General features: G+C 70.6%; 21 protein-coding genes, 1 tRNA gene and 1 riboswitch. Of the genes, 13 read left to right on the forward strand and 9 right to left on the reverse strand.

All coding sequences use genetic code 11. The annotated features are described in order from the left end of the window. Nucleotides 1-68: 68 nt before the first annotated feature. The gene (gene metK, locus KOI35_RS24865; protein ID WP_215790556.1) at nt 69-1,259 is read left to right on the forward strand and encodes a methionine adenosyltransferase; all 1,191 of its coding nucleotides are present in this window, start codon (nt 69-71) and stop codon (nt 1,257-1,259) included. 309 nt (nt 1,260-1,568) lie between these two features. On the opposite strand, the gene KOI35_RS24870 is transcribed toward metK, so the two are convergent. Beyond that, nucleotides 1,569-3,842, reverse strand: a complete 2,274-nt coding sequence (locus tag KOI35_RS24870; protein ID WP_215790560.1) for a primosomal protein N' — start codon at nt 3,840-3,842, stop codon at nt 1,569-1,571. Between the two features lie 399 nt (nt 3,843-4,241). Between KOI35_RS24870 and KOI35_RS24875 the strand changes: the two genes are divergently transcribed. From KOI35_RS24875 to KOI35_RS24890, 4 genes are read left to right on the forward strand one after another with little or no spacing between them, the layout of a single operon-like run. After that, on the forward strand, nt 4,242-5,429 hold the full coding sequence (locus KOI35_RS24875; RefSeq protein ID WP_215790877.1) for a cytochrome P450: 1,188 nt from the start codon (nt 4,242-4,244) through the stop codon (nt 5,427-5,429). Between the two features lie 36 nt (nt 5,430-5,465). Beyond that, nucleotides 5,466-6,023, forward strand: a complete 558-nt coding sequence (def, locus tag KOI35_RS24880; RefSeq protein WP_215790562.1) for a peptide deformylase — start codon at nt 5,466-5,468, stop codon at nt 6,021-6,023. 5 nt (nt 6,024-6,028) lie between these two features. After that, nucleotides 6,029-6,955, forward strand: a complete 927-nt coding sequence (gene fmt / locus KOI35_RS24885; protein WP_215790564.1) for a methionyl-tRNA formyltransferase — start codon at nt 6,029-6,031, stop codon at nt 6,953-6,955. After that, on the forward strand, nt 6,952-8,430 hold the full coding sequence (locus tag KOI35_RS24890) for an RsmB/NOP family class I SAM-dependent RNA methyltransferase (protein WP_215790566.1): 1,479 nt from the start codon (nt 6,952-6,954) through the stop codon (nt 8,428-8,430). The genes fmt and KOI35_RS24890 overlap by 4 nt, the downstream gene beginning before the upstream one ends. On the opposite strand, the gene KOI35_RS24895 is transcribed toward KOI35_RS24890, so the two are convergent. Beyond that, entirely contained in the window at nt 8,427-9,266 is an 840-nt protein-coding gene (locus tag KOI35_RS24895; protein WP_215790569.1) for a septum formation family protein, read from the reverse strand. The genes KOI35_RS24890 and KOI35_RS24895 overlap by 4 nt on opposite strands. A 102-nt stretch (nt 9,267-9,368) precedes the next feature. On the opposite strand from KOI35_RS24895, the gene rpe reads away from it, so the two are divergent. From rpe to ribH, 6 genes are all read left to right on the forward strand, one after another. Next, nucleotides 9,369-10,037, forward strand: coding sequence for a ribulose-phosphate 3-epimerase (gene rpe, locus KOI35_RS24900; protein ID WP_215790571.1), 669 nt, complete (start codon nt 9,369-9,371; stop codon nt 10,035-10,037). Beyond that, nucleotides 10,034-11,041: a GGDEF domain-containing response regulator gene (locus tag KOI35_RS24905; protein WP_215790573.1), complete on the forward strand. Its 1,008-nt coding sequence runs from the start codon at nt 10,034-10,036 to the stop codon at nt 11,039-11,041. Before rpe ends, KOI35_RS24905 begins: the two co-directional genes overlap by 4 nt. A gap of 155 nt (nt 11,042-11,196) precedes the next feature. Then, a riboswitch (FMN riboswitch) is annotated at nt 11,197-11,369 on the forward strand. A gap of 127 nt (nt 11,370-11,496) precedes the next feature. Next, the gene (ribD, locus tag KOI35_RS24910) at nt 11,497-12,582 is read left to right on the forward strand and encodes a bifunctional diaminohydroxyphosphoribosylaminopyrimidine deaminase/5-amino-6-(5-phosphoribosylamino)uracil reductase RibD (protein WP_215790575.1); all 1,086 of its coding nucleotides are present in this window, start codon (nt 11,497-11,499) and stop codon (nt 12,580-12,582) included. 13 nt (nt 12,583-12,595) lie between these two features. Beyond that, entirely contained in the window at nt 12,596-13,195 is a 600-nt protein-coding gene (locus KOI35_RS24915; protein ID WP_215790577.1) for a riboflavin synthase, read from the forward strand. Continuing rightward, nucleotides 13,188-14,393, forward strand: a complete 1,206-nt coding sequence (locus KOI35_RS24920) for a bifunctional 3,4-dihydroxy-2-butanone-4-phosphate synthase/GTP cyclohydrolase II (RefSeq protein WP_215790580.1) — start codon at nt 13,188-13,190, stop codon at nt 14,391-14,393. The genes KOI35_RS24915 and KOI35_RS24920 overlap by 8 nt, the downstream gene beginning before the upstream one ends. A 48-nt stretch (nt 14,394-14,441) precedes the next feature. Next, a complete protein-coding gene (ribH, locus tag KOI35_RS24925; RefSeq protein ID WP_215790582.1) occupies nt 14,442-14,918 on the forward strand; it encodes a 6,7-dimethyl-8-ribityllumazine synthase in 477 nt (158 codons plus the stop codon). A gap of 2 nt (nt 14,919-14,920) precedes the next feature. Here ribH and KOI35_RS24930 read toward each other — a convergent pair whose 3' ends face one another. From KOI35_RS24930 to KOI35_RS24945, 4 genes are all read right to left on the reverse strand, one after another. Beyond that, the gene (locus KOI35_RS24930; protein ID WP_215790584.1) at nt 14,921-15,334 is read right to left on the reverse strand and encodes a hypothetical protein; all 414 of its coding nucleotides are present in this window, start codon (nt 15,332-15,334) and stop codon (nt 14,921-14,923) included. After that, nucleotides 15,334-15,711 carry a hypothetical protein gene (locus KOI35_RS24935; RefSeq protein ID WP_215790586.1) on the reverse strand — a complete coding sequence of 126 codons (378 nt, stop codon included), beginning with the start codon at nt 15,709-15,711 and terminating at the stop codon, nt 15,334-15,336. The genes KOI35_RS24930 and KOI35_RS24935 overlap by 1 nt, the downstream gene beginning before the upstream one ends. A gap of 180 nt (nt 15,712-15,891) precedes the next feature. After that, nucleotides 15,892-16,311, reverse strand: a complete 420-nt coding sequence (locus KOI35_RS24940; protein ID WP_215790588.1) for a hypothetical protein — start codon at nt 16,309-16,311, stop codon at nt 15,892-15,894. Next, a complete protein-coding gene (locus KOI35_RS24945) occupies nt 16,311-16,727 on the reverse strand; it encodes a hypothetical protein (RefSeq protein WP_215790590.1) in 417 nt (138 codons plus the stop codon). The genes KOI35_RS24940 and KOI35_RS24945 overlap by 1 nt, the downstream gene beginning before the upstream one ends. Before the next feature lie 209 nt (nt 16,728-16,936). Between KOI35_RS24945 and KOI35_RS24950 the strand changes: the two genes are divergently transcribed. Both KOI35_RS24950 and KOI35_RS24955 read left to right on the forward strand, forming a co-directional pair. Beyond that, the gene (locus tag KOI35_RS24950; protein WP_215790593.1) at nt 16,937-17,668 is read left to right on the forward strand and encodes a DUF7873 family protein; all 732 of its coding nucleotides are present in this window, start codon (nt 16,937-16,939) and stop codon (nt 17,666-17,668) included. A 25-nt stretch (nt 17,669-17,693) separates the two neighbouring features. Beyond that, nucleotides 17,694-17,787: transfer RNA gene (locus KOI35_RS24955), tRNA-OTHER, on the forward strand. A 285-nt stretch (nt 17,788-18,072) separates the two neighbouring features. Here the strand turns inward: KOI35_RS24955 and KOI35_RS24960 are convergent. Genes KOI35_RS24960 through KOI35_RS24970 form a run of 3 tightly spaced genes read right to left on the reverse strand, consistent with a single transcriptional unit; the run spans nt 18,073 to nt 20,545 of the window. Next, nucleotides 18,073-18,813: an amino acid ABC transporter ATP-binding protein gene (locus tag KOI35_RS24960; protein WP_215790595.1), complete on the reverse strand. Its 741-nt coding sequence runs from the start codon at nt 18,811-18,813 to the stop codon at nt 18,073-18,075. Then, on the reverse strand, nt 18,813-19,676 hold the full coding sequence (locus tag KOI35_RS24965; RefSeq protein WP_215790597.1) for an amino acid ABC transporter permease: 864 nt from the start codon (nt 19,674-19,676) through the stop codon (nt 18,813-18,815). Before KOI35_RS24965 ends, KOI35_RS24960 begins: the two co-directional genes overlap by 1 nt. Continuing rightward, entirely contained in the window at nt 19,673-20,545 is an 873-nt protein-coding gene (locus KOI35_RS24970; protein WP_215790599.1) for an ABC transporter substrate-binding protein, read from the reverse strand. The genes KOI35_RS24965 and KOI35_RS24970 overlap by 4 nt, the downstream gene beginning before the upstream one ends. Between the last annotated feature and the right edge of the window lie 12 nt (nt 20,546-20,557).

The following is a 20,557-nucleotide window of genomic DNA, read 5'->3' on the forward strand; positions in this document are numbered from 1 at the left end:
GCGACTCCGGTCAGGCGCGGTGGCTACACTTCCGCGTTACGTTGTATTCGACAAATCTGAGGAGCACCGTGGCACGCCGCCTGTTCACCTCCGAGTCGGTCACGGAAGGCCACCCGGACAAGATCGCTGACCAGATCAGCGACGGCATTCTCGACGCCCTGCTGGCGCAGGACCCCCGCAGCCGTGTCGCGGTGGAGACGCTGATCACCACCGGCCAGGTGCACGTGGCCGGCGAGGTCACCACCCAGGCGTACGCCGACATCCCGAGCATCGTGCGCGAGACGATCCTCAAGATCGGATACGACTCGTCCAAGAAGGGCTTCGACGGCGCGTCCTGCGGCGTCAGCGTCTCGATCGGCTCGCAGTCGCCCGACATCGCCCAAGGCGTGGACAGCGCGCTCGAGCTGCGCGAGGGCGACAGCGAGCACGTGCTCGACTCCCAGGGCGCCGGCGACCAGGGCATGATGTTCGGTTTCGCCTGCTCCGAGACGCCCGAGCTGATGCCGCTGCCGATCGCGCTGGCCCATCGCCTGGCCCGCCGGCTGTCGGCCGCCCGCAAGGACGGCACGATCCCCTACCTGCGGCCCGACGGCAAGACCCAGGTCACGATCGAGTACGACGGTCTCAAGCCGGTCCGCCTCGACACCGTGGTCGTCTCGTCGCAGCACGCGGCCGACATCTCGCTCGAGTCGCTGCTGACGCCCGACATCCGCGAGCACGTGATCGCGCCCGAGCTCGAGGGCCTGGGCATCGACACCGAGGGCTACCGCCTGCTGGTCAACCCGACCGGCCGCTTCGAGATCGGCGGCCCGATGGGCGACGCCGGCCTCACCGGTCGCAAGATCATTGTTGACACGTACGGCGGTTACGCGCGCCACGGCGGCGGCGCGTTCTCGGGCAAGGACCCGTCCAAGGTGGACCGCTCGGCGGCCTACGCGATGCGCTGGGTCGCGAAGAACGTCGTGGCGGCCGGGCTGGCCGAGCGCTGCGAGACCCAGGTCGCCTACGCGATCGGCAAGGCGCACCCGGTGTCGCTGTTCGTCGAGACGTTCGGCACCGAAAATGTGCCGGTCGAGCGGATCGAGAAGGCCATCAACGAGGTGTTCGACCTCCGGCCGGCCGCGATCATCCACGACCTCGACCTGATGCGGCCGATCTACCAGCAGACGGCGGCCTACGGGCACTTCGGGCGGGAGATCCCGGAGCTGCGCTGGGAGAGCACGGACCGCGCGCAGGACCTGAAGAACGCCGCGGCCTGATCCACGCTTGATCGAACGGCGTCCCGCATCGCGCGGGGCGCCGTTCGTCGTTTCCGCCGGGCGGTCGCCGGGCCGCGGTGCGTCGTGCTGCGGTGGCCGGGACCCGACTTGCGCATGTCGTGAGTGATGACGCGCGCCAGACCGTGTCGTCCTCGACTGCGCCGGGCGGCGGTGCGTCGTGCGGCGCTGGCGTGCGGTCGGGCCGCGGTGCGTCGTGCGGTCGTGCGGCGCTGGCGTGCGGTCGTGCGGCGTCGGCGTGTGTCGGGCGGAGTTGGCGTGTGCTGGGCGACGTCGGCGTGCGTCGGGTGGCTAGAAGAGGGCGGCGGGGTCGATCTCGATGCGTACGGTCAAGGGGGCTTTTTTCGCACTTCGGACTGCGGCGGTCTCGTGCAGGGCGCGGGCCAGGGGCGCGGCCTGGGACCGGGGGACCCGCAGGAGCATGCGTTCCTGCTCGTCGTCGGCCGGGACCGGGCCCAGGATCTCGGTGTCGGCCGGCAGCCGCGCGATGTCGAGGAACTCGGCCACGGCCTCGGCCTTGCCGGTGAGGCTGGCCATCCGCGAGGCCGGCGGGAACGACAACTCGCGCCGCTCGGTCAGCTCGCGCAGCGCGAACCAACCCGGATCCCAGCGGATCAGCGCCTGCACCGTGGCGAGCGACCCGTCGGCCACCACGACCACGCGCCCACCCTCGGGAGCCGGCTTGGCCAGGGCGGCCGCGTTGAGCCAGCGGCGCATCGTCTCTTCGGCCGCGCGCAGGTCGGAGCGGGTGAGCAGGGCCCAGCTGTCCAGCAGCAGAACCGCGCCGTAGCCGCCCTCGGCCACCGGCTCGGCCCCCGGCGTGGCCACGACGACAGCCGGATCGGAGTTGACCGTGTCGAGGATCTCGTCGCGCCCGGACGTGCGTACGGCTGCGCCCGGGAAGGCTCGGCCCAGTTCCTCAGCCGTACGACGGGCGCCGGTGATCGAAGCCCGCAACCGCCGCCCTCCACAGGTCGGGCAGGAGTAGGCGGCGGCCGCGCGGCCACACCAGTTGCAGGTGGGGACGTCGCGGGCGCCGTGCAGGGCCAGCGGCCCCGAACACTGTGGACAGCGGGCCGGGGTGCGGCAGTCGTTGCAGGCGATCGACGGCAGATAACCGCGCCGGGGAACCTGGACCAGCACCGGGGAGCCGGCCTTGAGTGCCTGGCGGGCGGTCTCCCACACCAGGCTGGGCAGGCGGGCGGTGGCGGCGCCGGGGTCGCGGGCCATCTGCGGGTCGTCGCCGGTGGGTGCGATCGCCGGGGCGTGGGCGCGGAGCACCTCGCGGGATGCGCTGATCTCGCGGGCCCAGCCGGTTTCGAGCAGGAGCTGCCCTTCCCCCGTACGGGCGAAGCCGGCCACCAACGCAGCGCAATCGGCCAGCTGGGCCCGGGTCAGCAGCACCTCGCGGGCATGCGGATAGGGCGAGCGGGGCTCGGCGTGCAGGTCGTCCCCGTCGTCCCAGATGACGACCAGGCCCAGCTTGGCCACCGGCGCCCACATGGCGGCCCGCGTGCCGACCACCACCGGCACCTGGTGACGGCTGGCGGCGAGAAAACGCCGGTATCGCTCGGCGGGCCCGAGCGCCGCGTTCAGCGCAACGTGGCGGCCGGGGCCGAGCGTCTTGGCCAGCGCCCGATCCATCCGGTCGAGATCCCGGGCATCGGCGACCACGATCACCACGCCGCGCCCGCCGCGCACCGTCGCCTCGGCCGCCTCGGCGATGCGGTCCGCCCAGTTCTCACCCGGGAGCGCCGCCCACACCGCGCGGGCGTTGCGTCCCTCGGCCAGGGCCCGCAGAAACGCAGGTCCGGCGACGTATTCGCTCCACCCGCCCGGCGCCGCTTCATACGGAACCGGCTGCGCGTCGCCCGCAGCCGCCGTGCTGGGGACGTGTGTGCCTGGGTCGGCTGCGGTGTTGTCGCTGCTCGGTGTGCTGGGGACGTGTGTGCCTGGGTCGGCTGCGATGCCGTCGCTGCTCGCTGTGCTGGGGACGTGTGTGCCTGGGTCGGCTGCGATGCCGTCGCTGCTCGCCGTGCTGGGGACGTGTGTGGCTGCGGTGCCGTCGCTGCTCGCTGTGCTGGCGTGGGCCGTCGGAGCTAGTCCGGCCGCCGTCTCGCTGGCGGCCGGCTCCGGGTGGGGCGTCTCGCTGTCGAGGCTGTCCTTCGGAGTTTTGGTTTGCTGGGCCTCGACCCGGGCGTGGCGGGGCGGGACGGCCAGGCGGAGGACGTCGATCAGGTTGCCCGCGTAGCGGTCGGCCACGGCCCGGGCCGCATGCGCCACCTCGGGGTCGAGCACCTGCTCGGCGGAGACCACCTTGTCGAGGTAGGCCAGCTTGCCGCCGTGGGGTGACGACTCCACCCGTTCGAGCAGAAAGCCGTTGATCAGCTGGCCGGCGAACCGGACCTTGACCCGTACGCCCGGCTGGGCAGCCTCGTCGTCATCGGCCGACACAAGGTAGTCGAACGGCCGGTCGAGGTGGGCGAGTGGCACGTCGACGCACACGCGGGCCACCGGCAGCCGCTCGGCCGGCTCCCGTTCGCTGCGTCCACGTTTCGTCGCCATCGCCGAACATTCTGCCCGCCGCCCCCGACATTTCCCGGCGTCCCACCCCGCCGGCCGCCGCGCAGCCGCCCAAGATCCGCGGAGCAGCCGCCGCGCAGCTGCCCAAGATCCGCGGAGCCGCCGCCGCGCAGCCGCCCAAGATCCGCGGAGCAGCCGCCGCGCAGCCGCTCAAGATCCGCGGAGCCGCCGCCGCGCAACCGTTCAAGATCCACGGAGCAGCCGCCGCCTCCCCCGCCCACCCAGGGACGTGGAGGGGACGGTACGCCGAAGTCAAGCCGGGGCGCCGAGTTATCCACAGGGCGCGGGCGCTGCGCCCCGGTCGGACCACCGACACCGCCGACTCCATCTGCCGGCGCGACGCGATAGAACATATTGGTGACGATCACTGACGATGGGCGGATGAGCGCCGCCCAGGCCGTGGCGGTGCTGCTTGACCCCAAGGCCAACCACGAACCGGTCGCGGCCTATGAAGCCCTTCACGCGCACGGCCCCATCGTGCAGGTGGCTGACGGCTACTACTTCGTGTCGGGATATGAGGCCGTCGCCGGTGTGCTGCGCGATCCGTCGACCGAGGCGTACGACGCGCGCCGTCTCGATCAGCAGTGGTCGGACTGGCGGGAGAACCGGGCGGTGGAGATCTTCGCCGACTCGATGTTGCGGACGAATCCGCCTCAGCACACCCGGATGCGACGGCTGGCGGCCGGCGTGTTCACCGCCCGCCGGGTCGCCGCGCTGCGTGACGTGATCACGGCCCAGGTCGAGGAGGCCCTCGACGCGCTGCCACCGGAGGGTGACCTGGTCACCCATCTGACCTATCCGTTGCCGATCGGGGTGATCACGGCTCTGCTGGGGGTTCCGGCCGAGGACCGGGGGAGGTTCCGGCGGCTGGCCGAGGCGCTCACCGCCGTGCTCGAGGTGCGCTGGACGGCCGAGGATCGGCGGCTCGCGCATGAGGCCGCGCTGGAGCTGGAGGACTACTTCACGCACCTGCTCGCGCAGCGCCGGGCCGAACCGCGGGAAGACCTGGTCACGGCCCTGGCCGCGGCACACGACGCGGACGGTGGGCAGCTGACCGCGGCCGAGCTGATGGCCAACCTCACCCTGTTGCTGGTCGCCGGGTTCGAGACGACGACCAACCTGCTGAGCAACGGGATCGTGCTGATGCTCGAGCACGGGAACAAGATTGACGACCCCGCGGCGTACGTGGAAGAGGTCTTGCGGTTCGACTCGCCGGTCCAGTTGACCGAGCGCTACACCTCCAAGAAAACCCTGGTCGGTGGGGTCGAGGTGCCCGCCGACGCCGAGCTGGTGCTGCTGCTGGGGGCGGCCAACCGCGATCCGGCCCGGTTCACCGACCCGGGCGTGTTCGATCCGGGGCGTACGGGAAACGCGCCTTTGTCCTTCGGCGCCGGCGCCCACTATTGCCTGGGTGCCCCGCTCGCCCGGCTGGAGGCGCAGATCACCCTGCCTGCGCTGGCACGGCGGTTTCCCGGCCTCACACCACAAGGAAAGCCGGTGCGGCGGCCGCGGATGAACCTGCGCGGGTGGTCGTCGGTGCCGGTCACTCTGGAAGGGTCCGTAGACTAGTCGGGTGCCGAGCCGAGATGTCAGGAGTCTGCCCGCGTGACCGTCCAGTCCATCCGTCTGTTCGGCGACCCGGTGCTCCGGTCGCCGGCCGATCCCGTCGTCGACTTCGACAAGGAACTGCGCACCCTGGTCAAGGACCTGACCGACAGCATGCAGGAGGAGGGCGGGGCCGGTCTGGCCGCGCCGCAGATCGGTGTCGGCCTGCGCGTCTTCACGTTCGACGTGGATGACGTGGTCGGGCACATCATCAACCCGGCGCTGTCGTTCCCCGACGACGAGGAGCAGGACGGGCCGGAGGGCTGTCTCTCGATCCCGGGCATCTACATCGACACCAAGCGGCGGCAGAACGTGGTGGCGGCCGGTTTCAACGAGCTCGGCGACCCGATCCAGATCGTCGGCACCGGCCTGATGGCGCGTTGCGTGCAGCACGAGACCGACCACCTCGACGGGGTGCTGTTCCTCGACCGGCTCGACGCCGCCTCCCGGAAGGAAGCGATGAAGCAGATCCGCTCGGCCGACTGGTATGACGCGGCCAAGCCGCCGACGGTCAAGGCGAGCCCGCACGGTCGCGGCCTCTTCGGGTTGGGGCGGTGAGTGGCATGAAGATCGTTTTTGCCGGTACGCCGTCAGTCGCGGTCCCGAGTCTCGACGCCATCGCCGCTTCCGGTCACGAACTGCTCGCCGTCGTCACCCGTCCCGACGCCCCGGCCGGGCGGGGCCGCCGTCTGGTGCGCTCGCCCGCCGCGGCCTGGGCCGACGAGCGGGGCATCGAGGTGCTCACGCCCGAGAAGCCGCGCGAGCCCGAGTTCCAGGAGCGTCTGCGCGCGCTGGCGCCCGATTGTGTGCCCGTGGTGGCGTACGGCGCCCTGGTGCCCCCGAGCGCCCTCGAGATCCCCAAGCACGGCTGGGTCAATCTGCACTTCTCGCTGCTGCCCGCCTGGCGCGGCGCGGCCCCGGTGCAGCACGCCGTCCTGCACGGTGACGAGGTGACCGGCGCCAGCGTGTTCGAGCTCGAGGCCGGCCTCGACACGGGCCCGGTCTACGGCACCCTGACCGAAGACATCCGCCCCACCGACACCTCCGGCGACCTGCTCGACCGGCTCGCCACCGAGGGCGCGGGCCTGCTCGTGGCGGTGCTCGATGCGATCGAGGCCGGCACTGCCCGGGCCCACCCGCAGCCGGCCGACGGCATCTCGCTGGCCCCGAAGCTGACCGTCGACGACGCGCGCATCCGCTGGAGCGACCCGGCGTTCGCGGTCGACCGGCGCATCCGGGCCTGCACCCCGGCCCCGGGCGCGTGGACGACGCTGCGCGACGACCGGCTCAAGCTGGGCCCGGTCAAGCCGGTGGCCAACGGTCCCGATCTCAAGCCGGGCGACCTGCTGGTCGAGCGCACCCAGGTGCTCGTCGGCACGGCCACCACGCCGGTCTTGCTGGGCGAGGTGCGGGCCGCGGGCAAGAAGCCGATGGCCGCCACCGACTGGGCCCGCGGGCTCCGCATCCAGCCGGGGGAGCAGCTCCAGTGACCGAGCACAAGGCCGATCGCCCGCACGGTTCGGGACGTCCGCGGCGGCCCGGTGGCCCCGGCGGCGGCTACGACCGTGACGCACGCTCCGGCCGGGCACCGCGGGCCGGGCGCCCGCCGTCCGACCCGGCCCGCCAGGCCGCTTACGAGGCGATTGCGGCTGTGCACCGCGATGACGCGTACGCAAACCTGGTCCTTTCCGACATCTTGCGGGGAATGGCGCTCGACGGACGTGATGCCGCGTTCGCGACCGAGCTGACCTACGGCACGCTGCGCATGATGGGCACGCTGGACCGGATCGTGGCCGACGCGGCCGGGCGCGACGTGGCCCGGATCGACCCGCCGGCCCGCGACGCGCTGCGGCTGGGCGCCTATCAGCTGCTGCACACTCGCGTTCCGGCGCACGCCGCGGTCAACCAGACCGTCGACCTGGTGCGTTCGGTCGCGCCCGGGGCGGCCGGGTTCGCCAACGCCGTGATGCGCACGATCGCCGAGACACCGCTGGAGAAGTGGCTCGAGAAGCTGGCGCCCGACTACGAGACCGACCCGATCGGCAACCTCGCGGTGCACCACAACCATCCCGAGTGGATCATCCGGGCCTTCTCGGAGGCGCTCGGCGGCGATCTGGCCGAGACCACCCGGCTGCTGATCGAGGACAACCAGGCGCCGGTGGTGCACCTGTGTGCCCGTCCGGGGCGGGTCGATGCGATCGAGCTGGCCGATGAGGTCGGGGGAGTTCCAGGAGCGTTTTCCCCGTACGCCGTATATCTCAACGGTGGCTCCCCACGTGAACTGAAAGCGATCCACCAGGGCCGCGCCCACGTGCAGGACGAGGGCTCCCAACTGGTGGCGGCGGCCCTGCTGGCCGCTCCGCTCGAGGGGCGCGACACGCGCTGGCTCGACCTGTGCGCCGGTCCGGGCGGCAAGACCGGTCTGATCGGCGCGATCGCCGCGGCCCGGGGCGCCGAGGTGACCGCGGTCGAGGTGGCCGAGCACCGAGCCCGCCTGGTCGAGCAGGCCACCACGGGCATGCCGGTGACGGTGCTGCCGATGGACGGCCGGTCGGTCGGCCGCGACCCCGATCTGCCCGAGGAGTCGTTCGACCGGGTGCTGGTCGACGCGCCGTGCACCGGTCTCGGCTCGCTGCGGCGCCGGCCCGAGTCGCGCTGGCGCCGGTCGCCCGCCGACCTGCCGCCGCTGACCAAGCTGCAGCGGGAACTACTGGTCGCGGCCCTGCGCGCGGTCCGGCCGGGCGGCGTGGTGGCCTATGTGACCTGCTCGCCCCACATGGTCGAGACGCAGGTGACGGTGACCGAGGGGTCGCGGCGCAGCGGGGTCGAGGTCGACTTCGTGGACGCGCGTCCGCTGCTGCCGCCGGGCATGCCGGGGCTCGGTTCGGGGCCGACGGTGCAGCTCTGGCCGCATCGCCACGGCACCGACGCGATGTTCCTGGCCGTGCTGCGGAGGACCAGCTAGCGACTCACGTAGTGGATCTTCAGCTTGCGGGGGCCGGCATCACGATAGGTGCCGGTCATCCGCTCGCCGTTGAGCCACAGGAAGCAGCGGACCGCGCGGTCGCCCAGCTTCCACGACGCGGCGTCGGGCGGGAAGCCGAGCCAGCCGACCCGGTTGCGCACGGTCCCGTCGTCGGCCAGGCCGGCGAACTTCGCGATCACCGTGTGGCAGCCCTTCTCGAGCTCACCGGCGCTCGTGCCCCGGCTCGAGAAGACGCCGGCGAACTCGGCGGTGTGCTCCCGCGCGCAGTTCACCGCCACGAGCGCCGTGACCCGCTCCTTCACGACGGTGGGGTTCGCGCACGTCATCCGTACCGGTCCGGCGCCTTTCAAAGATCCACGGAGGCTTCCCGTACGCCGTACGAGCTCCCCGCTGACCGGCGACGTCTGCACCAGGTCGCAGCGGTACCAGCGTGCGCCCCCGGTCCACGCCGCCGCGCTCGGCAGCACGGGCTGCAGGACCAGCCAGCCGGTTCGCCAGTCGGCGCCCAGGAAGTCGCCGACCCGCTTCGAGCACTCGCGGAAGGCCCGGCCGCGGCCGGTCGCGACGGTCTCGGACCCGGGCAGGTCGGCGATCACGGCCGTCTCGGCGAGATGTGGCTCGTCGCACCCGACCGGTGCGTAGTCGTCGGCCGACTCCCGCTCGACGACGTCGGCGTGACACGCGAGCGCGGGCCGGAACTGTTCGGCCACCGGCACCGCCGGCCACCCGTCGGTCAGGTCGCCGTCGACGCCCGCGGGCAGATCGGCGCAACCGGCCAGGGCGAGCACGAGGAGGCCGGCCAGCCACCGTCGCATCGCGTTCTCCGCCCGCTGTTCGAATCAAGGGGCGTCACTCTATCCCGGCGGTTATCCACAGGGTCGCGAGCGCGTAGTGCTCGACGCCATAGAATTCCTCCCGTGGAGCCATCACTGATCATCGCCCCGAGCATCCTGGCCGCCGATTTCGCCCGTCTCGCCGACGAGGTGCACGCCATCGAGGGTGCGGCCGACTGGGTGCACGTCGATGTCATGGACAACCACTTCGTTCCCAATCTGTCGATCGGGCTCCCGGTTGTGCAGAGTCTGCGCAAGGCGACGACCATCCCGTTCGACGTGCACCTGATGATCACCGACCCCGAGCGCTGGGCGCCGGGCTACGCCGAGGCCGGCGCCTACAACGTCACCTTCCACGCCGAGGCCACCAACGACCCGGTCGCGCTGGCCAAGACGCTGCGGGCGGCCGGAGCCAAGGCCGGCCTGGCGATCGACCGCGACACCGACGTCACGCCCTATCTCGATCTGCTGCCCCATGTGGACACCGTGCTGATCATGACGATCAAGGCCGGCTTCGGCGGGCAGAAGTTCCTGCCCGAGACGCTCGACAAGGTGCGTGCGGTGCGCCGCCGCATCGACGCCGACGATCTCGAGATCCGGCTCGAGGTCGACGGGGGCATCGCGGCCGACACCATCGAGCGGGCGGCCGAGGCAGGTGCCGACGCGTTCGTCGCGGGCACCGCCGTCTACGGTGCTCACGATCCGGCCGAGGCCATTCGTAAGCTGCGAGCACTCGCGGGAGGTGCCGGGTGACCACCGGGATTGTCGACCCCAAGCCCGAGGAGTTCGGTCCCGAGCCCGAGGACCAGCCCGACCTGATCCTGGTCGTCGACGACGACCAAGACATCGCCAGTTTCGTCGAGTTCAACCTCAAGGTGCACGGCTACGACGTGATCCGCGCCCGCGACGGCGAGCACGCGCTCGAGGTGATGGACACCCGCCGCCCCGACCTGGCCGTGGTCGACTGGATGATGCCGCGGATGGACGGTGTCGAGCTGACCCGCCGGCTGCGCGCCGAGCCGCTCACGTCGGCCCTGCCGGTGATCATGCTGACCGCCAAGAGCATGACCGTGGACAAGGTGGTCGGGCTGACCGCCGGGGTCGACGACTATCTGGTCAAGCCGTTCGACACGGCCGAGCTGATCGCCCGGGTGTCCTCGACGCTGCGCCGCAACAAGGAGTTCCGCGAGGTCTCGCCGCTGACCGGCCTGCCCGGCAACGCGCGGGTGCGGCGCGAGATCGCCGACCGGATGAAGGCCGGCGGCGAATACTCGGTGGGCTACATCGACATCGACCGGTTCAAGAGCGTCAACGACGTGTACGGGTTCGACCGGGGCGACGAGTTCATCACGGCGCTCGCCCGCTGCCTGCACCGCGCGGTGACGACGGTGCAGCCGCCGTCGATCTTCCTGGGGCACATCGGCGGTGACGACTTCGTCTTCATCTGCGCGCCCGACCAGGTGCTGCCGCTGACCAAGCGCACGGTGACCGATTTCGAGCAGGCGGCCGACCAGCTCTACGACGCGCGCGACGCCGAGCGGGGCTACATCGAGGTGCCCGACCGGCGCGGCAACAAGAACCGGGCCGCCCTCATCACGCTCTCGATCGGGGTGGCGCAGGCGACGGTCGACGGGCGGCGTTTCACCGACCCGCGGGTGGTCATCGCGGTGGCGTCCGAGATGAAGAAGGTCGCCAAGTCGCAGCCGGGATCGTATGTGGCGATCGACCGCCGCCGCGCCGAGGGCGACGAGGGCTGACCGGCGACCCGGCGCGGGCGGGGCCTGAGCTGCGCCGTGCGGGCGGGGCGGGCCTGAGCTGCGCGTACTCCGTGTCCGGGCGGCCGGGTTGTGAGATGGCTCGCCCTTGGGGTGGCAAAAACTGGTTGTCGTGTCAAACTCGGGGGTGACCCACCACGCGCTGGCGGGACTCGGTGAAATTCCGAACCGGCGGTGATCCAGTCGTTGACTGGTAAGCCCGCGACCCGGACGTCGTACCAACGACGGACGGTGGACCTGGTGAGATTCCGGGGCCGACGGTTGATCGATAGCGATATCGGTCAGACAGTCCGGATGGGAGACAGCGCGCGGAATCGGACCCTGGGCTGACCAGCTCATGGCCGGGGTGCGCGAAGCGTACCCTCCTGCCCGATTCCCGGCGTTTTCTCCCATTGCTCTCCGCGCGTGAACGCACCGCGCCGTGAGAGGAACGACCGATGGTGACCGAGGACGAGGCGATGCGCCGCGCGATCGCGCTGGCCGCCCGGGGCCTCGGCACGACCAGCCCCAACCCGGTGGTCGGCTGCCTGCTGCTCGACACCGAGGGCGAGGTCGTCGGCGAAGGCTTCCACGCGTACGCCGGTGGCCCGCACGCCGAGATCGTCGCGCTCGCCCAGGCCGGCAACCGCGCCCGCGGCGGCACGGCGATCGTCACCCTCGAACCCTGCAACCACACCGGTCGCACCGGTCCCTGCAGTCAGGCCCTGATCAACGCCGGCGTGCGGCGCGTGGTGATCGCGGTCGACGACCCCACACCCGTCGCGGCCGGTGGCGCGGTCACCCTGCGCGCGGCCGGGGTGCAGGTCGAGACGGGCATGCGCCGGCGCGAGGCGAGCGAGGGCAACGTGGCCTGGCTGACCGCCGTGCGGCGCGGGCGCCCGTACGTGACCTGGAAGTTCGCCGCCACCCTGGACGGCCGCTCGGCCGCGTCGGACGGCACCAGCCAGTGGATCACCTCGTCGCCCGCCCGCTCCGACGTGCACGTGCTGCGCGGCACGGTCGACGCGATCGTGGCCGGGGTGGGCACGGTCATCGCCGACGACCCCCAGCTCACCGTGCGCGACCTGCGTGACAACAGCCTGGCCATCAAGCAGCCGCTGCGTGTGGTTGTCGACTCCGGGGGGCGTACGCCGGAAAAAGCGCGAGTGCGCGACGCCGCCGCACCCACCTGGATCGCCACCACCGGCGAGCTCGGCGCCGGCCCGGACGGCCGCGTCGACCTGAACGCGCTGCTCGGCGCCCTGTTCGGCCGGGGGATCCGCTCGGTGCTCCTCGAGGGTGGCCCGACGCTGGCCGGCGCCTTCCTCGAGCAGGGGCTGGTCGACCAGGTCATCGGCTACGTCGCGCCCAAGCTGCTCGGCGCCGGGAAGCCCGCGCTGGTCGACGCGGGCGTCGCCACCATCGGCGACGCGATCGAGCTCGACCTCAAAGACATCACGCAGATCGGTCCCGACCTGCGCTTCACCGCATCGCTCCGCGCGAAGCCGTCCGACCACCCCGCCCGCCACCCTTATTCGGAATAGGGAGCCTCCGTCTATGTTCACCGGCATCGTCGAGGAAATGGGCGACATCGTCCGCCTCGAGCACACCACCGACGACTCCGCAGTGCTGGCCGTCAGAGGCCCGGTCGTCACCGAGGACGCGCGGCACGGCGACTCGATCTCGGTCAACGGCGTCTGTCTCACCGTGATCGACAACGTCGACGGCGTCTTCACCGCCGACGTCATGGGCGAGACCCTGCGGCGTTCCTCGCTGGGCGCGCTCGAGGTGGGCAGCCAGGTCAACCTGGAGCGGGCGGCCGCGCTGGGCAGCCGACTCGGCGGGCACCTGGTGCAGGGCCACGTCGACGGGGTGGCGCGGATCGTCGCCCGCGAACCCGCCGCCGACTGGGAGGTCGTGCGCTTCTCGCTGCCCGCCGAGCTGGCGAAATACGTGGTCGAGAAAGGCTCGATCACCGTCGACGGGGTGTCGCTGACCGTCATGGCCGTCGACGACGAGACGTTCAGCATCGGGATGATCCCGACGACGTCGAAGCTGACCGTGCTGGGTTCCAAAGCCGTCGGCGACCCCGTGAACCTCGAGGTCGACGTGATCGCCAAGTACGTGGAGAAGATGCTGGGAGGCCGCAATGTTTGAGCAGGTCGAGCGGGCCATCGCGGACATCGCGGCGGGACGCCCGGTGATCGTGGTCGACAACGAGGACCGCGAGAACGAGGGTGATCTGATCTTCGCGGCCGAGAAGGCCACGCCGGAGCTGGTCGCCTTCATGGTGCGGTACACGTCGGGCTACATCTGCGTGCCGATCACCGAGGAGGAGGCCGACCGGCTCGACCTCCCGCCGATGTTCCACACCAACCAGGACGCGCGGGGTACGGCGTACGCGGTCACGGTCGACGCCCGCGAAGGTGTGGCCACCGGCATCTCGGCCGCCGACCGGGCCCGCACCATCCAGCTGCTGGGCTCGGCCGACACCAAGCCGTCCGACCTGTCCCGCCCGGGCCACGTCGTGCCGCTGCGGGCCAAGCCGGGCGGGGTGCTGCGCCGCCCCGGCCACACCGAGGCCGCGATCGACCTGGCCGTGATGGCCGGTCTGCGTCCGGCCGGGGTGCTGTGCGAGATGGTCAACGACGACGGCACCATGCAGCGCCGCCCCGACCTCGAGAAGTTCGCCGTCGAGCACGACCTGGCGCTGATCAGCATCACCGAGCTGATCGCCTACCGCCGGCACCGCGAGACCCAGGTCGAACGGGTCGTCGAGACTCGGCTGCCGACCGAGCACGCCCTGTTCACCGCGGTCGGCTACCGCTCGCTGACCGACGACAGCGAGCACGTCGCGCTGGTGCTGGGCGAGATCGGCGACGGCGAGGACGTGCTGGTCCGGGTCCACTCCGAGTGCCTGACCGGCGACGTCTTCGGCTCGCACCGCTGCGACTGCGGCCCCCAGCTGGACGCGGCGATGCAGCGGGTGGCCGAGGTGGGGCGCGGGGTGGTGCTCTACATGCGCGGGCACGAGGGCCGGGGGATCGGTCTGCTGCACAAGCTGCAGGCCTACCAGCTGCAGGACCGCGGGTTCGACACGGTCGACGCCAACCTCGAGCTGGGCCTGCCCGCCGACGCCCGTGACTACGGCACCGGCGCGCAGATCCTCTACGAACTCGGCGTGCGTTCGATGCGCCTGCTCACCAACAACCCGGCTAAGCGGGCCGGGCTCGAGGGCTACGGCCTGACGATTACCGGTCGCGAGGCGCTGCCGGTGCGCCTGCACCCGGAGAACGTGCATTACCTGCGCACCAAGCGGGACCGGATGGGCCACCTGTTCGAGGCATTGGGCTGATTTCCCACCCGTACGGGGTGAGGATGGTTTTACTCAAGAGGGGGACATATGGCCGGCTTCGGCGATCCGCGTATGGAGAATGTCGACGCGTCCGGGCTCAAGCTCGGCATCGTCGGCTCCCGCTGGCATGACGAGCTGGTCGATCACATGATCGAGCGGGCCAAGGCGGCGGCGGAGGAGTGTGGCGTCACCGACGTGGTGGTGGCGCGCGTGGCCGGTTCGGTCGAGCTGCCGATCGTGGCTCAGGCCATGGCCCGCAAGTTCGACGCGGTGGTGGCCCTGGGCGTGGTGATCAAGGGCGAGACCGACCATTTCAAGTACGTCTGCAACTCGGTGACCGACGGCCTGACCCGGGTCGCCCTCGACGAGAGCACCCCGGTCGGCCACGGCGTGCTGACCGTGATGAGCCTGGGCCAGGCCCGCGACCGGGCCGGCCTGGAGGACTCGGTGGAGGACAAGGGCTGGCAGACCACGGTGGCCGTGCTCGACGCCGCCCTCGCCCTCCGCGAGCTGGCTAAGCCGTAGGGCTAATTCTGCAGCCGGGTGTGCTGACGGAGCGGCGTGGTGAAGCACGTCGCGCCGTCGCACCCGGCGATCACGATCTCGAGCTTGGCCCCGCCGCGCTCGAAGGGTGCTCCGGTGACGGCCGCGGTGGCCCGCGAGATCTCCAGCTTGCCGGAGCCGGTGCAGAGCTGGTCGTCGGTGACCTTGCCGCCGGCGAGCAGGCCGTCGTCACGGGTCTGGGTGACCGAGACGGTGGCGGTGCCGGTGAACCCGGCCGGACAGGTGACGCCGAAGTTCACGTCGACGGCGACGCCCCGGGCCACCAGCGTGGTCCAGAAGACGTCGATCTGAGCTCCGGCTGTCTCGTCGGCGCGGGCCGGTGCGGCTACGAAGGCGATGGTCACGAGGGCCAGGACAATGGCGAGCAGTTTGCGCATCAGCTGATCCGAATCGTCTCGTCGATGGCGGTCACGTCGCAGGCCGAGCTGTCGCAGACCTTCCGTACGGTCCGCGCGGTGGCCTGACCCACGATGAAGATGGCGCCGACCGGGTCGCGTTCCACCCGCATCTCGGTGGTCTGGGCGACACCTGTGCAGTCGAGACGCTTCACCCGGCTGCCCTGAGCGATCCGGGTGTCGTTGGCGGCGGTGACGGTCACGTCGAGCTTGATCGTGGCCCCGGCCGGACAGGTGACGGCGAGATGCACCACGACCCGCTCACCCTGAGCGGCCCGATCAACCGAGTCGATGCGAGTGGTGGCCGGCCCGGTGTCGGCCTGAGCGGCCGGCGAAACCAGCAGCGCACCCGTGATCACGGTCGACAGAAGAGTAGGAAATACCAAGGAACGACGCATAGCGGTCCTCTCAGCTGACAGAGGGCCGCCTTCCCCGTTATTCGGCGGTTCACCCCCGTGCCCGCCGTAACACGATGTCACGCGATCGACGCGCTGCGCGACACCTTTACATCCAAATATTCAAGACCTTCGACCAGACCCCTAATTTCCCAGCCGGGTGTGCTGACGGAGTGGCGTGGTGAAACACGTCGACCCGTCGCACCCGGCGATCACGATGTCGAGCCTGGCCCCGCCACGGTCGAAGGGCGCCCCGGTGACGACCGCGGTCGGCCGCGACAGTTCGGGCCGGCCGGTGCCGGTGCACACCAGATCGTCGGTCACCTGGCCGCTCGCGGACAGGCCGTCGTCGCGGGTCTGGGTCACCGAGACGGTCGCGGTGCCGGTGAACCCGGCCGGGCAGCTGACGCCGAACGAGACGTCGACGGCGACGCCGCGGGCCACCAGCGAGGTCCAGAAGACGGTGATCTGGGCCGTGGCCGGCTCGTCGGCGCGGGCCGGGGCGGCCACGAACATGACGGTGGCGAGGGCCAGGACTGCGGTGAGTACCTTGCGCAGGTTCATCAGCTGATCCGAATCGACTCGTCGAGGGCGGTGACGGCACAGGCCGAGGCGTCGCAGACCGTCCGTACGGTCCGCGCGGTGGCCGGACCGACGATGAAGAGGGCGCCGACCGGGTTGTGCTCGGCCCGCAACTCGGCGGTCTGAGCGGCACCGGTGCAGTCGATCCGCTTGACCCGGTTGCCCTGCGCGATGCGGGTCTCGTTGGCGGCGGTGACGGTCACGTCGAGTTGCATCGTGGCGCCGGCCGGACAGGTGGCGGTCAGTTGCACCACGACCCGTTCGCCCTGAGCGGCCCGGTCGACCGCGTCGATGCGTGTGGTGGCCGGCGCGACGTCGGCCTGCGCGGCCGAGACGGCCGGCAGGGCACCGAGCGCGATGGCGGTGAGAAGGGCGGGTAAGAGCCAGGCACGACGCATGACGGTCCTCTCAGCAGGGCAGAGGGCCGCCTTCCCCGTTATCGGCGGTTCACCCCCGTGTCCGCGGTGCACGATGTCACGCGCCTGACCTGCGGCACCACCCGTTTGCATCGAAATATTCAAGATCTTTGCCCGTTCGGCCGCGCGGAAAACGGGTCGGGCTCGATCGGGCGTCGGTGCTACGGTTCCGGCGCTGAAAAGGGGTCACCGTGCCGAAGCTGAACCAGATCATCGCCGTGGAGAAGGGCGTCAAGAGCAAGGCGTTCGCGGAACTGAGCGACGCCCATCACGCCGTGCAGAAGACCGCGCCGCTGGCCGGTATCTCCCGGACCTATCAGCCCAAGGACGAGGAGGGTGAGCAGCTGCCGCCCGAGTCGACCCGGGTGCAGATCAAGGCGGAGGACATTCTGCGCGACGTGTCGGGGACGCTGACCCGGCTGTTCGACGTGACGGCGACCAAGGACTGGACGAACTGTGAGGCCCGCGCCGACGTCGTGGTGGACGGTCGCACGATTGCCGCGCAGGTGCCGGTCACCTATCTGCTGTTCCTCGAGAAACAGCTCGTCGACCTGCACACCTTCGTCAAGAAGCTGCCGGTGCTCGACGCGGCCGAGTCGTGGATCCGGGACGACTCCACCGACAGCTGGCGGACCGAGCCGGTGCGTACCAACCGCACCAAGAAGGTGCCGCGCAACCACGTCAAGGCCGAGGCCACCGAGAAGCACCCGGCCCAGGTCGAGGTGTACTACGAGGACGTCACGGTCGGCTACTGGACGACGGTGAAGTTCTCGGGTGCGCTGCCGGCCAAGCGGGTCAACGAGATCCTCGACCGGGTGCTGGCGCTGCAGACGGCGGTCAAGTTCGCCCGCGAGGAGGCCAACAGCGCCGAGGTCACCGACCAGCGGGTCGGTGCCGCGGTCTTCGGCTACCTGTTCGAGTAGCCGTCATGGATTCCCCCGTGGGAGCGCGGGGGTGCGCCGGGGAGCCGGCGTAAAGCTGATGACTGAAGCTGAAACTGAACAAGCCGGTGACAGTGCGGGTTCGAGTCCCGCTCCCCGCATTGTTCGTGCGGGGGTAGCCCAACTGGCAGAGGCAGCCGGCGATGAGACTCAGATTCTCGCTCCAACATCAGCATTCACCACTGATCACCGGATCGAACGAGCGGGACGACGACAGCGGATGCCGGTTCAAGTCCGGTCCGCCGCGCTTCATGCAGCGGTAGTTTAAAGGCAAAACACGTTGTCTTGATGAATGATCCGCGCTCTTAAACGTGCCGGTGTGTGCAATTCAGTGGTAAAGCGAGGCCCGGGGATTGGCCATATCCCCGGGCTTCACCAAATCGAAATTACAGACGCCCGGCCTCGATGATGCGGGACAGGAACTGCCGCGTGCGCGCCTCGACCGGATCGCCGAGCACCTGCTCGGGCGGGCCCTGCTCGAGCACCCGTCCCTTGTCGAGGAAGGCCACCCGGTCGGCCACCTGACGGGCGAACCCCATCTCGTGGGTCGCCAGCACCATGGTCATGCCCTCGCCCTTGAGCTCGCGGATCATCGTGAGCACCTCGCCCACCAGTTCCGGGTCGAGCGCCGACGTCACCTCGTCCAGCAGGAGCAGGCGCGGGCTGTTGACCAGCGCCCGCACGATCGCGACGCGCTGCTGCTGACCGCCCGACAGGCGATCGGGATAGCTGCCCGATTTGTCGGAGAGGCCCACCCGGGAGAGCCACTCCATCGCCTGTTCCCGCGCCGCGGCGACCGGGCGCTTGTGGACCCGTACGGGAGCAAGGGTGATGTTGTCGAGAACGGTCATGTGCGGGAACAGGTTGTAGCTCTGGAAGACCAGACCGATCTTCTGCCGTACGGCGTCGGGGTCGACCCGGGGGTCGGTGATGTCCTCGCCGTCCAGGGTGATCACGCCGTCGTCGATCTCGGTGAGCAGATTGACGCAGCGCAACAGGGTCGACTTGCCCGAACCGGAGGCGCCGATCAGGGCCACCACCTCGTGCTCGTCCACGTCGAGGGACAGGTTGTCGAGCACGACGTTGGCCCCGAACTCCTTGCGGATGTCGGTGCAGGTGAGCAGCATCAGGTCCCCGCGTTCTGCCGGCGCGCGGCCCGTAGCGTCACCCAGTCGGTGACCCCGATCAGTGGGAGCGCCATCAGGACGAAGAGCACACCCGCGACCACGTACGGGGTGAAGTTCGCCGTGCCGGCCTGGTTGATCTGCGCGGCCCGGATGGCGTCGATCGGACCGGCCAGCGAGATCAGCCCGACGTCCTTCTGCAGGGCCACCGTGTCGTTGAGCAGCGGCGGCGTGACCCGGCGGATGGCCTGCGGCAGCACCACGTGACGCATGGTGCGGCGGTAGCTCAGGCCGAGCGAGCGGGCCGCCGCGACCTGGCTCGGGTGCACCGACTCGATGCCGGCCCGGAACACCTCGGCCAGATAGGCGCCGTACGTGACCACGATGGCCGCCGCGCCCAGCACGGTGACGCTCGGGGTGCCCTGCAGACGCAGACCGGGGATGCCAAACGCGAACAGGTAGATCACGATGATCAGCGGGAGACCCCGGAACGAGTACGTGTAGGTCGTCGCCAATGCCCGTACGGGAAAAGCCACCGGCCCGCGCAGGGTCCGCAGGATCGCGATCAGCAGGCCGAGCGCGAGCGCGCAGGCGGTGCAGATCACCATCAGGCGGATGTTGAGCCACAGCCCCTCGAGGACCGACGGGTAGTTGTCGCGACCGGTCAGGGCCTGGACCGCGATGTCCCAGTCGAAGAACGAGCTCTTCACCCGTTCCCAGCCGGGCGAGCCGGTGACGCCGAGGTAGAGCAGCAGGCCGACCACGGCGGTGGAGAGGGCGGCCAGCAGCGTGGAACGGATCGCCCGCTTGCGGCGGTACGCGATCCGTTCCAGCTGGATCTTGCTCGGCTGGTGGGAGGAGCTCACTGGAGTTCGGGAGCTCCGCCGGTGTCGGCCAGCCAGGTCTTCTCGAGCACGGCCAGCGTGCCGTCCTGGCGCAGCTGGTCGACGGCCGTGCTGACACAGCTGGTCAGCGCCGAACCCTTGTCGAGCACCAGCCCGAACTGCTCAGGCACGCCCACCTGGGGCAGCTGACCGACGATGACGCCGTTGTCGAGCTCGGCCGCGGTCATGTAGAACGCGGTCGGCAGGTCGACCACGATGCCGTCGACGGTGCCGTTGACCAGCGCGGCCTTCGCGTCGTCGTTGTTGTTGAACACCGACGGCTGGCTGCTCGGCTTGATCAGCTCGGTCACGGCCTGGTAGCTCGTCGTCCCGACCTGGGCGCCCAGCTTGGCGTCCTTGAGCTCGGCCAGCGTCTTGGCCCCGGCGATCTTCGAGCCCTTGGTCGTGATGACCGTCTGCCGGACGAGATAGTAGGGCGACGAGAAGTCGACCGCTTTCGCCCGTTCGGGGGTGATCGAGAACTGGTTGATGTCGAAGTCGAACGCCTTCGGACCAGGGGCGATGGCGTTGTTGAACGTCACAGAGGCCCAGATCACGTTGTCCTGCGAATAGCCCAGACGCTGGGCGACCTGATAGGCCACGGCCGACTCGAAGCCCTTGCCGTTCTTCGGGTCGTTGTCGGAGTACCACGGCTCGTAGGCCGGGGTGTCGGTGCCGATCGTGAGCTTGCCGGCGGTCTTCGTGGCAAGGGCGCCAGCTGGGCAGACGTCCGCGGAAGCGCTGGCCGACGTGGTGGGGGCGGCGTTCTCCTCGACGGGGGAGCAGCCCGCGAGGGCGGCGAGCGCGAGCACGGCGCCGCCAGTGGTGAGAAGGGTGAATCGGCTGACCATGCCCGGGAGCCT

Origin of the sequence: Paractinoplanes bogorensis (assembly GCF_018829635.1) — a bacterium.
Lineage (GTDB): Bacteria > Actinomycetota > Actinomycetes > Mycobacteriales > Micromonosporaceae > Actinoplanes > Actinoplanes bogorensis.

What these genes read in the sequence shown, in the direction of transcription:
- KOI35_RS24870 (WP_215790560.1), bottom strand. Translation starts at nt 3,842, where the DNA reads ATGGCGACGAAACGTGGACGCAGCGAACGGGAGCCGGCCGAGCGGCTG.
- KOI35_RS24875 (WP_215790877.1), top strand. Translation starts at nt 4,242, where the DNA reads ATGAGCGCCGCCCAGGCCGTGGCGGTGCTGCTTGACCCCAAGGCCAAC.
- fmt (WP_215790564.1), top strand. Translation starts at nt 6,029, where the DNA reads ATGAAGATCGTTTTTGCCGGTACGCCGTCAGTCGCGGTCCCGAGTCTC.
- KOI35_RS24895 (WP_215790569.1), bottom strand. Translation starts at nt 9,266, where the DNA reads ATGCGACGGTGGCTGGCCGGCCTCCTCGTGCTCGCCCTGGCCGGTTGC.
- ribD (WP_215790575.1), top strand. Translation starts at nt 11,497, where the DNA reads ATGGTGACCGAGGACGAGGCGATGCGCCGCGCGATCGCGCTGGCCGCC.
- KOI35_RS24915 (WP_215790577.1), top strand. Translation starts at nt 12,596, where the DNA reads ATGTTCACCGGCATCGTCGAGGAAATGGGCGACATCGTCCGCCTCGAG.
- KOI35_RS24920 (WP_215790580.1), top strand. Translation starts at nt 13,188, where the DNA reads ATGTTTGAGCAGGTCGAGCGGGCCATCGCGGACATCGCGGCGGGACGC.
- ribH (WP_215790582.1), top strand. Translation starts at nt 14,442, where the DNA reads ATGGCCGGCTTCGGCGATCCGCGTATGGAGAATGTCGACGCGTCCGGG.
- KOI35_RS24930 (WP_215790584.1), bottom strand. Translation starts at nt 15,334, where the DNA reads ATGCGCAAACTGCTCGCCATTGTCCTGGCCCTCGTGACCATCGCCTTC.
- KOI35_RS24940 (WP_215790588.1), bottom strand. Translation starts at nt 16,311, where the DNA reads ATGAACCTGCGCAAGGTACTCACCGCAGTCCTGGCCCTCGCCACCGTC.
- KOI35_RS24945 (WP_215790590.1), bottom strand. Translation starts at nt 16,727, where the DNA reads ATGCGTCGTGCCTGGCTCTTACCCGCCCTTCTCACCGCCATCGCGCTC.
- KOI35_RS24960 (WP_215790595.1), bottom strand. Translation starts at nt 18,813, where the DNA reads ATGCTGCTCACCTGCACCGACATCCGCAAGGAGTTCGGGGCCAACGTC.
- KOI35_RS24970 (WP_215790599.1), bottom strand. Translation starts at nt 20,545, where the DNA reads ATGGTCAGCCGATTCACCCTTCTCACCACTGGCGGCGCCGTGCTCGCG.